The sequence below is a fragment of the Clostridium sp. D46t1_190503_E9 genome (assembly GCF_015555225.1).
Classification (GTDB): domain Bacteria; phylum Bacillota; class Clostridia; order Clostridiales; family Clostridiaceae; genus Clostridium.
This window is the reverse complement of record NZ_JADNKB010000004.1, coordinates 65,383-78,732: the sequence shown is the minus strand read 5'-3', so window position 1 is coordinate 78,732 and position 13,350 is coordinate 65,383. Positions and strand designations below refer to the sequence as shown.

Below are 13,350 nucleotides of genomic sequence, written 5' to 3'. Positions count from 1 at the left end.
CTGAAAAACAAAATAGTGAAAAGTTAAAGCCTCTTTACTGAATCTTATCTAAATCAGATACACATTAACTTTTCACTATTTCACTATTTCACTATTAATATAAATTATAAATATAATTTAAGAAGATAAATAGACTGTGTAATAAGCATATCTAGTTATCTTCATAATTATTTCACGATTTATTTAAATTCGTTAAATTCTTTCTTTGCATATTCATGATGTTTCATGCAAGCAACTAATGGCATTTCATAACCATCTTCTGTAAAGTTTATTTCTGTAAGGCTTGTCTGCTTTATAAACGGTGGATCCCATAAAGTGTCTATATCTCTTTTTTCTAGCTCACATAAATATGACTTTAAAGTGATAGTATGAGTTACGATTAAAATATTTTTTCCTTTTTCTTTTTCTAATATTTCATTAATTGCTTTGAAAGCTCTTTTTTTAACTTCATAAAAGTTTTCTCCATCTCCTGTTGGAATATATTTTGATGGAACATTCCAAAAGTTATAGTAGTTTTCTTCACTTAGGCTTTTCATTTCTTCTTGATTTAGGCCTTCCCATCCACCTATTCTAATTTCTTTTAAACCATCATTAGCTTTAAGAGGTATGTTTCTATCTCCTTTTACTATTTTAGCCGTATTATAAGCCCTTCCTATTGGACTTGCATAAATAACATCTATATGTGTATCCTTCATTCTATCTCTAAGCCATTCAGCTTGCTTAATTCCAAGCTCTGTTAAAGGAGAATCTCCCCACCCTTGCATTATTCCTTTTTCATTCCATTCTGTTTCTCCATGTCTTGTTAAATATAGTTTAGTCATAAAAACACCTCTCATTAATATTTGCAATATGGTAGATTATATTAGGATAACAAACTAACACAATCTACTAATAATTTCTCATATTTTTATATTTCTCATATTTTTATATTAGCATAAGTATTTTTCCTCAACAATTGTACTATTTCTAAATCAAATGTTTATTGCATACCTGTTTAATGTTTATTGTATAAATATTTATTTTATAAATGTTTATTTAACTTTTTCAATAATAAAAAAGAGCTTATACTGATTATAAATCCAGCATTATTTTTTCATTCTTTATCCTGCACAAATGATCTAAATTTCTAACTCTTCTAGTGTATAGAAAAAGAACTGATATACATAGCTAATAAATTTATGTATTTCTTCTATCTATTAAAAATAGAAGATTATTTTCACCTACATATCTATTCCCAGCACCTAAAGAAGGTTGAATACATAAATTTCATTTTAATAGTCTGATGATTTTAAGAAATAAAAAAAGCCTACCTATTAAGTAGCCTCTGAAAGTCTTATTTTATTTTTTATTAATTTAAAGTCTTATTTCATTTTATTTTTTATTAATTTAAAAAAATCTGAAAATTATCAACAAATAATATTTTTTTATCCACAATTTTCAGTTAATAAATTTTATTTTTATGTTGATACTTTCTAAATATTTCAATTAATATAGCTTAATAATAAATTTTGTAGTATCTAATAGAACTATTAGTAGTATCATTTTGTCTTATGTATATTATTCTTGCTTATATTAATTAAATTTGCTTTTAAATAAAACATCATTAAAAAATGGAATGCCTACGAAAATGACTTTTAAATCAATTTTCGTAGACACTTTTATTTTACTTAGCCATATCTAGATTTATCTCTTGAGACACTCCTACGATATCTAATATTTTTTCTGCTCTTTCTTTTGTTGATCCTGTTATTTCTGTATATCTAACATTTTCTGCTTCTAAGAAACTTAATATAGCCTTGTCCACAGCTTGTGCTACTTCTTCGTCCTGCCATCTTACTCCGTCTTTTGAATAACCAAATTCTCTTGGTACAAAGAATATGTGATCATACTTTGGTAAATCTCTTAAAGCTAACACATAAAGATCTTTTAATATTTCAATTTCTTTTGTTGTTCTTTTTTTATCACCTAGCATAAATCTAGCATATATGTATGGTACAAAGGTAGCATAATCTGTTAATGCATAATCAAAATCATTTAAACTTTCTTCTAAATGAAGTTGTCCTAAATAAATTCCATATTGCTCAGCTATGTTTTCTATCATACCTTTATCTCTTAGGTAATCTGTACTATACTCTGTTGCTACTCCTACATTTAAATCTCTAATCTTCATATCTACATAAAGTTGTTGTATTAATGTAGTTTTTCCACATCTTGGCCCACCTAAAATGGCAATTCTCTTTGGCATTGCAAACCCTCCAAAAAACTTCTATATAAAAAGTAAATATTTTTCAAAATAGATTTTAATTATATCAACAATCGACATAAATTTCAATGTATATTGGAGGGAATATTCATGTTTTGTAATTAGTAATAATTATGAAACATGAATTTTATTCACTTTTTATAAAAAGACAGTAAATATATTTATTCTTTCACAAATATATCTACTGTATTCACTAAATTAACTTATAACATGTTACAATTCAGCTATATGAATTATATCATAATTTATGCATTGTTCATTCTCAATTATCTAATTCTACCTGCTTGTCTGAGTTATCTCCTCAATTATGCATTATCCATTGTCCATTATCAATTACTCTATCAGTCCTTCTGATTTTAAGAATTCACTTGCAACTGTTTTTGCATCTCTCTTATTTACATCTACTTCATAGTTTAATTTTCTCATTTTTTCATCAGTTAGCTTTCCATCTAATTCACTTAGAACTTCTCTTAGCTCTGGGAATTTTTCTAAAGTTTCTTCTTTTATAATAGGAACTGCATAATATGGAGGGAAGAAGCTCTTATCATCTTCTAAAACAGTTAAATTGAACTGCTCTATTAATCCATCTGTTGTAAATGCATCAATAACTTGAGTTTCATTACTGTTTAAAGCTGTATATCTTAAACCACCATCTATAGGATTAACAACTTTAAAGTTTATATTATACGCTTTGTTAAGTCCTAGCAATCCATCTTCTCTGTTAGCAAACTCTATTGTAGGTCCTGCAATTAAATCTCCTGATATCTTTGCTAAATCTGATGTATTTTTTAAATTGTATTTTTCTGCTGTTTCTTTACTTACTGCCATTGCATAAGTATTATTGAACCCCATTGGATTTAATACCTCAATCCCATAATCTTCTTTAAATCTATCTTTCATTACATTATAAACTTCGTCAGTATTTGAATTAGGCTCTTTAATATTTAGTATATTTACATATCCTGTGCCTGTATATTCAACATACATATCTATTCCAGCAGATCTTAATGCACTAAATGCTACTTGAGTTCCCCCCAAATTCAATTTTGTTTCTACATCAATATCTGTTTTATTTTCTATAAACTCTTCTAACATGTTTCCTAATATAATTTGCTCTGTAAAGTTTTTAGACCCTATAGTTATCTTATTATCATTTTTTGATAATATACTTGTTGCTAGTGCCCCACCTAAAATTACTATTACCAATACAGAAGCTATAATTATATTTCTCTTTTTATTCTTATTTGAACCATTTCTTTTAACTTTCATAGTTCCATCTGATTTTTTAATTCCATTTGGCATTGTAGCTGCTTCTATTTTTCCTGTTATCCAGTCTATAACTAAAGCTAATATAGCTGCTGGAATTGCACCAAATAGTATAAGGTTATTATCTACTGTTTGAATACCTGAGAATACTAAATATCCAAGACCACCTGCCCCTACAAAGGCTGCTATTGTCATAAGTCCAACTGCTGTAACTGCTGCCATTCTTATACCTGCCATCATAACGGGCATTGCTAGAGGGATTTTTATAAGCTTAAGAGTTTGTCCGCTAGTCATTCCTAATCCCTTTGCTGCTTCTAGCATATCTGGATTTATATTTGTTATTCCTGTATAAGTATTTTTTATTATAGGTAACATAGAATATAACACTACCATTGTTATAGCTGGTGCTGACCCTATGCCTATAACTGGTATCAAGAATCCTAATATAGCTAAACTTGGTATAGCTTGAGTTAAGTTCGCAAATCCAATTACAAAGTTAGCTATTTTTTTATTCTTAGTTATAAATATACCTAAAGGTACACCAATTACTACCGCTATTAGAACTGCCACTACTGTAAGCTGTACGTGTTCTAATAAAAGAGAGAAGATTTCCGATTTCTTAGTCATTAATTGTTCTATAAAAGTACTCATTAATTATCGCCTCCCATCTCGATGTACTGACTACTTAAAACTGATATTAAACTACTTCTTGTTACTAATCCTAGTAATCTAGAAGTTTCATCACAAACTGGTAAGTATCCTTTCTTTAAATTATTAAATACTTCTAATAATTCTGGTAGGCTAGTATCTCCTGAAACCCACTTAGGTTCTTTATTCATAGCTTCTTCAACTAATTTATTTTTTTCTGATATCTTTTGAATATCTTCTAATGTAACATATCCTAATAAGGTTCCTACTCTATTTATAACAAGTAAGCTATCTACTTTCTTTTCTCTCATTATTTCTCTTGCTTGAAGCAAGTTTCTCTTTGGACCAACTGTTACTGGTTTTGATATCATAACATCTTCTGCTTTAATCATTTCAGGCTTTGTCCAAATTTTATTCTTACCAACAAATTCTTCAACATATTCTCCTGCTGGGTTTTTTAAAATATTTTCTGGAGTATCATATTGAAGTATTTTACCATCTTTTAAAATACATATTTTATCTGCTAAGTTTATAGCTTCATCCATATCATGAGTTACGAAAACTATAGTCTTTTTATATTCTTTTTGAATATTAAATAACTCTTCTTGAAGCTCTGTTCTCGTTATTGGGTCCAATGCACTAAAAGGCTCGTCCATTAATATTATTTCAGCATCAGCTGCAAAAGCTCTTGCAACTCCAACTCTTTGTTGTTGTCCACCACTTAGCTCTACTGGATATCTATCACTATACTTTTCCGGCTCTAATCCAACCATATTTAATAAATCTATTGTCTTTTTATTTATTTCATCTTCACTTTTTCCCATAAGCTTAGGTATTATTTCTATATTTTCCTTTACTGTCATGTGTGGGAATAAACCTGTTTGCTGAATTACATATCCTATACTTCTTCTAAGCTCTATTGGATCCATTTCTTTTATATTTTTGCCATTAACTAATATTTCTCCTGAAGTAGATTCTATTAATCTATTTATCATTTTTAATAAAGTAGTTTTACCACAACCACTTGATCCTATTAAAACAACTAAGTTTCCATCCTCTATATTTAAATTAAAATCTTCTAATATAATGTTATTTTTGTAGCTTTTTTTAATATTTCTAAATTCAATCATAAATTACCTCCTAATTCCAGTAACAACCTTATAGTAACATTAAGTTGTCAGATTGTCAAACTACTTTCAGAATATTTGGTATTTATTGAACTTTTTACTATAAAGCTATTAAGTTAAAATTTAGCTTAATCTGTGTCTAATCTAATTAAGGATATTAAGTAACTTAATATAAATACTTCTCTACATATACTCCTTTTATTGCATAATATAACTATATCTATTTTAAGCTTGTATTCTTTAAGAAAAAAATTTGAAACAAAAAAGATGCTAGAATAAATAGATATTTTTATCATTCTATTTACTCTAGCATTTTTATGTTTTAAATATTAAAATTACTTAATTAAACTATATAATTTAAAATTAATAACTTATCCTTATTTATTATCACAAGTTATATAATTTACTATATTCTCGCAAATTTCATGTGTCTTTATTGAATCACTTATTGATGGATTTGGTATTGATTTATTTTTTACAGATTCTATAAAGTGATTTATTATATCTTCAAATCCCCTTTTGTATAATGTTGGGTCCCAACCGCCAAAACTAGTCTTTGTTCTACCATTATTATTTACTTCTATAATATCAACTAAATCTTCAACAATATATTTATTTCCCTTTACCATGTATTCAATATTCTCTTCTGTAATACCTGCAGTTCTATTCATTATTCCCACTGCAGTTGTATTATTGCTTTTTAATGTTACTACTACATTATGAAGATCATTTCCATCTTTTAGATAATTTATATCGATGTCTTTAACTTCTTCATCCATTAAAAATCTTAATGTATCAACAACATGTATAAAGTCTTCCACAATAAATCTTCTTGTATCGCCTGGTGGATATGCTCTATTTTTTTGCATTATAATTATGTCTGCTTTTCCTTTGGATTTAAGTTCTTTAACCTTTGGGCAAAATCTTCTATTAAATCCAACCATAGCAATAACATTATGTTCTTTTGCTAAGCTTTCTATTTCTTTGCTTTCTTCAATATTGAAGCTAAGTGGCTTGTCTATATATACATTAACGCCTTTTTTTATAAGCTTTCTAGCTATTTCATAATGTCCATCTGCATGTGTTGAAATTATTGCTGCATCTATATCTTCTTTTATTAAATCTTCAATGTTATTATATGCTCTGTCTATATTATACTTATTTGATATTTCATCTAATACAGTTTTATTTCTAGTTGAAATAAAAAGCTCCACACCTTCTTTTACTGTTAAAATAGGTAAATAAGCTTTTTTAGCTATTTCCCCTAAACCAATTATTGCAAGTCTCATAAAATCCCTCCAATTTATATACTATCACTACTTATATATAAAATTTCTTCTATACTAATCTAAAGCTAAATAGTATTTAATTTAATTTTAATAGCTATTTAATTCGCCTTATTTAATTAATTTTATTTAGTTAGTCTTATTTAATTTACTTTATATAATACAAATACTATTTATATTAATTCTAATTTTTTTAATCCCTTTTCTATACCTTCATTTTCAACATCTTCTGTAAAATCAAATGCATGTTCCTCTAACCCTTTATGATATCCGCCCATAGCTATACCATGCTTTACAACTTGGAACATTTCTATATCATTTTCACCATCTCCAAAAGCATAAGCATTTTCTCTATCTATTCCAAGCTTTTCTAATAAATGTTCAACTCCATAGCCCTTTGTATATTTAGATACATATATTTCAAAAGTGTTACCAAATTGGTTTGCCATAAATGCCAGACCTTCGCCTTTAAATTTATCACAAACTAATTTATAAGAATTTTCATCTTGTCCTATAGATATTATTTTACTTGTTTTTACAGTTTCTTTATCCCAATCTTCTGTAAAGTTCTCAATACCTAGATTTGCTCTAGTTACAAGATCTATAACTTTTTCATTATCTATATCTAAAACATAATTTCTTTCTTGTCCTTCTAAAATATACACTATATTATTTTCTTCAAGAAAGTTTAATACATCTTTAAGCTTTTTATTATCAATACATTCATTAAATATTACTTTACTTTCAATTTCTGCATAAGCCCCATTAGAAGCTATATATCCATTTAAACCTAAATCTTCTATTTCATTAGTAATAGAATTTTTAGGCCTTCCTGTTGCCAAAACAGTTAAATAGCCATTTTCTTTTAACTTATTTATAGCTTCCTTTGTATTTTTTGTTGGAGCATATATACCCTTTGTCCAATCTATTAAAGTTCCATCTACATCAAAAAAAACTATTCCTTTGTTATTCATTAACCTTCCCCCTTATAATTCTCTATCACTACATAAATTTATATATGCGCTTTTTATATAAAAATCTGTTTTTTACTTTCTATTTGATATGTAAATCAAGATTCTATCTTTAACTTAAATTTTTATTCACGTCTCTCTTAATTTCATATCAATTTATATCCTAACTTTTAGTCTATGATATCATATAGCAATTTAATTTAAAAGTTTTCTTAAATATGTTCCCTAGAATATTTTTACTGTATTATAGAACAGTTAACCACTTTCCTTAATTTATTTGCCTATCTAATTTTATAATTTATCATATAAGTTGAAATAACTCTTACAAATTTTTATCTTCTAATTAATATTAAACATATAATTAATATTAAACATACATTTGCATTATAATCTAACAAAAATAAGGTTTGCATTCTTGCATAATAAAATAAGAGATGTCTACGACATCCCTCATCATTATAAAAATACACTTTTTTTATTATTCATCCTGTTCTTTTCTACTTAGATTAAATTATTAATAATATATAATATGAACAGAATCTATTCCAAATAGATAACTGACTATAATTAACTATTAGAAATAAATTGATTTTTTTCAAACTCACTAAGTTTAACAGGCTTTCCATATAAATATCCTTGTACAATTGTACATCCTATACTTTTCAAAAACATTGCTTGCTCTCTAAATTCCACACCTTCAGCAATAATTCCTAGGTTTAATTCCTTTGCAAGTTTTATAATATTTTTTAATACTACACTTCCCTTAGATGATATAGTTTTTTTATCTAAAAAAAGTTTATCTAATTTTATTGCATCTAGAGGTAAGCTTTTTAAAATATTTAATGATGAATATCCTGCTCCAAAGTCATCTAAGGATATTTTGATACCTAGATTTCTTATATCATTTAATATATTAATTATATCATTGGAATCCTCTAACATAGCGCTTTCTGTCATTTCAATTTCAATTAGATTTGTATTAATGTTATAAGCCTCTATTAATTTTTTTACCCTTTCCATAAAATAGTCTCCTTGACTTAAAGTAAATCTAGATATGTTAACTGATAATGGAATTACTTTATAATTATTATTTTCCCATCTATTAATAATTTTACATACTTCTTCAAACATATAAATATCTAAATTTACTATAAAACCATTCTTCTCAAATATATGAATAAAGTTATTAGGACTAATAGTTCCATTAGATTTTGTATTCCATCTAACTAAACATTCTGCACCTACTATACATTCATTTTGCAAATCATATTTTTGTTGAAGATACATCTCAAACTCTCTATTTTGTATTGCATTATACATTATATTTTCTGTATTACTTTTATACTCTTTCTTAGTTCCACTTTTACAATCACATTTAAAAATAAAGTTTAATATCAACCTAGCAACTAAAACTAAAGCAATAATCAAAATTAAAAATAAAAAAAGAGTATATTCTCCTGAAAATAGTATTTTATCCATGTCAGCTTTATCTCCATCTTTATTTTAATATACTCTATTATATTCATTTCACTTTAATATAGACACTGTATAGATGCGTTAAAAAATTAAAAGTTTAGTATTGTTAAACTTAATAATATAATTCATATATATTTAATAAAAAAAATTGCTAACTCAATTTTTTAGAGCTAGCAATCTTTTCTTATTTTAATTTAAAGATATTATTTATCATGCTAAGATTTTCTTTTCTATTATTTATTCCATAATTCTAATCTATCTTTTATTAATTCAGTTATTCCTTGATTTAATTTATCAATTTCATAGGACTTTAATGTATTTTCTATTTCATCCCAAGCCTTATCAAAGTTTTCTGGTGCTCCAAGGATTGCTTGAGTTGCTGCTTGTTGAACATAATCATCAGCTTTCTTTTGGATTATAGCTATATCACTATCACTTGGAATACTTAATTGCCATACTTGTCCATGATTAGAAATTCCTAATTCTTCTGCCTTAGGGAATAATTCAGGCCAAGCTTCTGCACCATAAGCCTTTAATGTTTCCTTTTCTGCTTCTGTGTAATTTGCCATCTTGTTCTCCAATGTATCTGGTGAATAAGTATCTCCATTTGAATCTAAAGCTCCAATACCTCTTTGTGGGAATGGATATGCGTATAAACCAACCCCAGTTTTCTTAGAGAAATCTGCATCTGTATTTCTTTGCTTTTGGATTTCTGGTAAGAACTCTCTCTTTCCAGCTGCATTTACAGTATAGTGTGTTCCTTCAATCCCCCAGTTTAAAAGTATTTGTGCTTCATCTGATGCTAACCAATCTAAGAATTGAAATGCTCTTTCTGGCTCTTCACAACTTGAAGTAATTGCAATACCCCAACCACCGCTAAATCCATAATCTTTTAAGCTTTGATCCTTGTATTTAGTTTCATCTATTACAACAGGAAGTTTAGCGTAAGTTGCCTCGTCTTTTCCTTCTGCAATTAAACTAGTTGCTGCTGATTGATAATCCCAGTATGCATCTGATAAACCCACTACTCTGCCAGCTGCTATTTTAGCTCTATAAGTATCTTCCTTTTGTGTGAAAGACTCTGGATCTAATAATCCTTCTGCATTCATGTGATTTAACCACTTAAAATATTCTTTTACTTCTGGAAGTAAGAACTTATAATTTGCCTCTCCAGTTTCATCGTTTACAGCAAATTGTCCATCATCTGGAATACCTGCTGCAAGAGATGCAATATTTCCTACTGTAAGTAACCATCTCCAATCACTAGCCATTAGTGATAAACCTATTCTAGATTGTCCATCTTCTGTTGTAGGATTTTTAGCTAGATAATCTTTTATAGCCTTTTCATAATCCTTAATATTTTTTATTTCAGGATATCCAAGTTCTTTTAAAACTTGATGTTGAAGTTGCATTGTACCTGATGGGTCAAATATTTTATTTGTAACTCCATAAGTACCTACTGTATATATTGATTGATCTTCATTGTTATATCTCAATCTATTTAATTGGTCTCCATATAATGCTTTTAAGTTATCTCCACCTTCTTCTATATAGTCATCTAATGCTATAACAGCTCCTGCATCTACAAGTTTTGAAGTATCACTTTTGGCATAAATTAAATCTGGATATTCTCCACCTGCTATCATAAGTGGGACAGCTTGAGTATCACCTGCTACTGGGTGTTCAAATTTTAAAGTAACACCTGTTAATTCTGTTATTTTCTTAGCAACATCATCCGTAAATGCAATATCTTCTGATAAGTCTGCTGAGAAAATTGTAAATGTTATAGGTGACTTATCCATTTCGTCTAACTTCGAACGCTTACCATCCTCTTTCTTACCACATCCAACAAATATTGATGCAGTTACTAACCCTGCTAAAAGTAAAGATAAAATTTTTCTCCTCTTCATTATTTTCCCTCCTAATCTTTTTACCCTCTATGGCTTATAAAAATAGAAATCTTATTATTTAGTTATTTTATTATTTAAACAAGTTCTCTTATAAAAACTGAATTTTTATATTATTTGCCTATTTTATAATCTTTATAAGAACTCTTGTATTTAAACCTTATTAGAATGATGATATTACAATTATCATATTTGAAAAATCATTTTAAAGTTTTCCATAACTGTTCTATAATCTTGCTAATCTATTCTCGAGTTTTTAGTTACTAGCTTTTTACTGCTCCTAATGTCATACCTGATACAAAATACTTTTGTACAAATGGATACACCATTAAAATTGGTACTGTTGCAACCATCGTTATAGCCATCTTTATTGATTCTGGATTTGACCTTGCCGTATTTTGTAGATTTGGATTATGAACATCTACTGTAGCAGCTGCATTGTCCATTATTTTCATAAGTTCATATTGTAGTGTTGTTAAACTATCATTAGTTCTTGCATATATATAAGTATCAAACCAACTGTTCCATTGTCCAACTGCTATAAATAATGCAACTGTTGCTATTACTGGTAAACACAGTGGGAATACTATCTTTCTAAATACAATCCAATCATTAGCTCCATCTATTGCTGCTGATTCATATAAAGCTTCAGGAAGTCCATCCATAAATGATCTTACTACTATAACATTAAATGCTGAAATTAATCCTGGCAAAATATATACTGCAAAATTATTTACTAATCCTAATTGTCTAATTACTAGATATTCTGGAATTAACCCTCCACTAACATACATTGTTACTATAAATAATATAGTTACAAACTTGTTAAACATAAAATCCCTTCTACTTAATGTGTAAGCAACCATAGTAGTAGCTATAACACCTGTTACTGTTCCAATTGTAGTTCTTAAAACCGAGTTTACAAAGGCTCTCGGTAATTTACTACTACCATTGAAAATTTCTTTATAATTTTGTAAAGTAAACTCTCTTGGCCAAATGTGAATTCCACCTTTTACTGTATCAGTTGCATCATTAAATGAAATTGCTAATACATTTAGGAAAGGATATAGGGTAATAACTACAATAAATAACATTAGTAAAATCAATACTATATCAAATACTTCAATTTTGTCTTTTTTCTTTTTTAATTTCATACTAAGTACCTCCTATATAGCTTTACTATTATTTTAGTAAGCTTCCCTCTCCATCATTAAATTTTTGAGAAAGCTTATTAGCTGCAAATATTAGTACAATTCCTACAACTGACTTAAAGATACCTATTGCCGTACCGAATGAATATCTAAACATTCCAATACCATAATCTAATGCATATTTATCAATAACTAAAGCTTTGCTTGCAACTGTCGGATTGCTAAGTAACATTTGCTTTTCAAATCCAATATTTAATATATTTCCTATACTCATTATTAATAAAACTAATATTGTACTTTTTATTAGAGGTAATGTTATATTGAACATTCTTCTGAATCTTCCTGCTCCATCAACTTTTGCCGCATCGTAAAGCTCTGGATCTATTGCTGTCATGGCTGATAAATATATAATTGCATTCCAGCCCATTTCCTTCCAAACATCTGATCCTGTAACTATTCCCCAAAACATATTTGGGCTTTGTAAGAATTTAATTGGCTCTGAAATAATGTTTATTTTCATTAATAATTCATTAACTATTCCTGTTTGAGATAAAATATTTGTTACTAAAGCAGCTGCAACAACCCAAGAGATAAAGTGAGGTAAATAAGAAATAGTTTGTACCGTTTTCTTAAACCTTGTATATCTAAGTTCATTTAAAAGTAAAGCAAATAAAATGGCAGATGTTGTACCAAATATCAATCCTAGAACACTCATTCCTAAAGTATTTTTTAAGGATTCATAAAATAATGGTTCATTAAATAAATCTATAAAGTGCTTGAATCCTACCCATTCCTGTTCAAAAAAAGATAACTTCGGCTTATAATTTTGGAATGCCATAGTCCATCCAAACAAAGGTAAATACTTAAAAATAATTACCCACAATACAAAGGGGAAGGACATTGCTATTAGTACCCACTGCTTCTTAATATTATCCCATGTAATTTTCTTCTTTTTCTTTTTAGGTTTACTTTCAGTTTTTAAGTCTACATTTTTAACCAGCTGCATTATTTATCCCTCCATTTTCTTCAACCTTTACTTCAACTGTTAATATAATAATAGTCTCATTAATAAATTCTTCATACCTATAAAAATGTATATGTTTTCATATAAAAATTAGAGGATTAAAAAGTAAAATTTAATAGGTATTCTTCTCCAGTATCAACACCTATTGATCCCACACATTCTCACATGCGAAAGCCTTACGTTTACAAGGTTTAGCTGCATTAAGCAAAAATAAACTGCACTAAAAATATC

General features: G+C 27.8%; 10 protein-coding genes. All 10 read right to left on the bottom strand.

Translation table 11 applies throughout. The features are described from left to right. Positions 1-179 precede the first annotated feature (179 nt). On the bottom strand, positions 180-821 hold the full coding sequence (locus tag I2E83_RS05835) for a histidine phosphatase family protein (RefSeq protein WP_195428979.1): 642 nt from the start codon (positions 819-821) through the stop codon (positions 180-182). Positions 822-1,663: 842 nt separating this feature from the next. Further along, complete coding sequence (locus tag I2E83_RS05830; protein WP_195265484.1) at positions 1,664-2,245, bottom strand: ATP-binding protein; 582 nt, start codon at positions 2,243-2,245, stop codon at positions 1,664-1,666. Between the two features lie 351 nt (positions 2,246-2,596). Beyond that, on the bottom strand, positions 2,597-4,180 hold the full coding sequence (locus I2E83_RS05825) for a glycine betaine ABC transporter substrate-binding protein (RefSeq protein ID WP_195428977.1): 1,584 nt from the start codon (positions 4,178-4,180) through the stop codon (positions 2,597-2,599). Beyond that, positions 4,180-5,307 carry an ABC transporter ATP-binding protein gene (locus tag I2E83_RS05820; RefSeq protein WP_195265488.1) on the bottom strand — a complete coding sequence of 376 codons (1,128 nt, stop codon included), beginning with the start codon at positions 5,305-5,307 and terminating at the stop codon, positions 4,180-4,182. The genes I2E83_RS05825 and I2E83_RS05820 overlap by 1 nt, the downstream gene beginning before the upstream one ends. A gap of 374 nt (positions 5,308-5,681) precedes the next feature. Beyond that, a complete protein-coding gene (locus I2E83_RS05815) occupies positions 5,682-6,593 on the bottom strand; it encodes a Gfo/Idh/MocA family oxidoreductase (RefSeq protein ID WP_195265490.1) in 912 nt (303 codons plus the stop codon). 170 nt (positions 6,594-6,763) lie between these two features. Next, a complete protein-coding gene (locus tag I2E83_RS05810; protein WP_195265492.1) occupies positions 6,764-7,564 on the bottom strand; it encodes an HAD family hydrolase in 801 nt (266 codons plus the stop codon). A 564-nt stretch (positions 7,565-8,128) separates the two neighbouring features. Further along, positions 8,129-9,040: an EAL domain-containing protein gene (locus I2E83_RS05805; protein ID WP_195428975.1), complete on the bottom strand. Its 912-nt coding sequence runs from the start codon at positions 9,038-9,040 to the stop codon at positions 8,129-8,131. 230 nt (positions 9,041-9,270) lie between these two features. Further along, positions 9,271-10,947: an ABC transporter substrate-binding protein gene (locus tag I2E83_RS05800; RefSeq protein WP_195265496.1), complete on the bottom strand. Its 1,677-nt coding sequence runs from the start codon at positions 10,945-10,947 to the stop codon at positions 9,271-9,273. Positions 10,948-11,207: 260 nt separating this feature from the next. Further along, positions 11,208-12,098: a carbohydrate ABC transporter permease gene (locus I2E83_RS05795; RefSeq protein WP_195265498.1), complete on the bottom strand. Its 891-nt coding sequence runs from the start codon at positions 12,096-12,098 to the stop codon at positions 11,208-11,210. A 28-nt stretch (positions 12,099-12,126) separates the two neighbouring features. Further along, positions 12,127-13,101 (bottom strand): ABC transporter permease subunit, encoded by a 975-nt coding sequence (locus I2E83_RS05790; protein ID WP_195265500.1) that lies wholly within the window; start codon positions 13,099-13,101, stop codon positions 12,127-12,129. Between the last annotated feature and the right edge of the window lie 249 nt (positions 13,102-13,350).

What these genes read in the sequence shown, in the direction of transcription:
- I2E83_RS05810 (WP_195265492.1), bottom strand. Translation starts at nt 7,564, where the DNA reads ATGAATAACAAAGGAATAGTTTTTTTTGATGTAGATGGAACTTTAATA.
- I2E83_RS05830 (WP_195265484.1), bottom strand. Translation starts at nt 2,245, where the DNA reads ATGCCAAAGAGAATTGCCATTTTAGGTGGGCCAAGATGTGGAAAAACT.
- I2E83_RS05800 (WP_195265496.1), bottom strand. Translation starts at nt 10,947, where the DNA reads ATGAAGAGGAGAAAAATTTTATCTTTACTTTTAGCAGGGTTAGTAACT.
- I2E83_RS05790 (WP_195265500.1), bottom strand. Translation starts at nt 13,101, where the DNA reads ATGCAGCTGGTTAAAAATGTAGACTTAAAAACTGAAAGTAAACCTAAA.
- I2E83_RS05825 (WP_195428977.1), bottom strand. Translation starts at nt 4,180, where the DNA reads ATGAGTACTTTTATAGAACAATTAATGACTAAGAAATCGGAAATCTTC.
- I2E83_RS05815 (WP_195265490.1), bottom strand. Translation starts at nt 6,593, where the DNA reads ATGAGACTTGCAATAATTGGTTTAGGGGAAATAGCTAAAAAAGCTTAT.
- I2E83_RS05835 (WP_195428979.1), bottom strand. Translation starts at nt 821, where the DNA reads ATGACTAAACTATATTTAACAAGACATGGAGAAACAGAATGGAATGAA.
- I2E83_RS05795 (WP_195265498.1), bottom strand. Translation starts at nt 12,098, where the DNA reads ATGAAATTAAAAAAGAAAAAAGACAAAATTGAAGTATTTGATATAGTA.
- I2E83_RS05820 (WP_195265488.1), bottom strand. Translation starts at nt 5,307, where the DNA reads ATGATTGAATTTAGAAATATTAAAAAAAGCTACAAAAATAACATTATA.
- I2E83_RS05805 (WP_195428975.1), bottom strand. Translation starts at nt 9,040, where the DNA reads ATGGATAAAATACTATTTTCAGGAGAATATACTCTTTTTTTATTTTTA.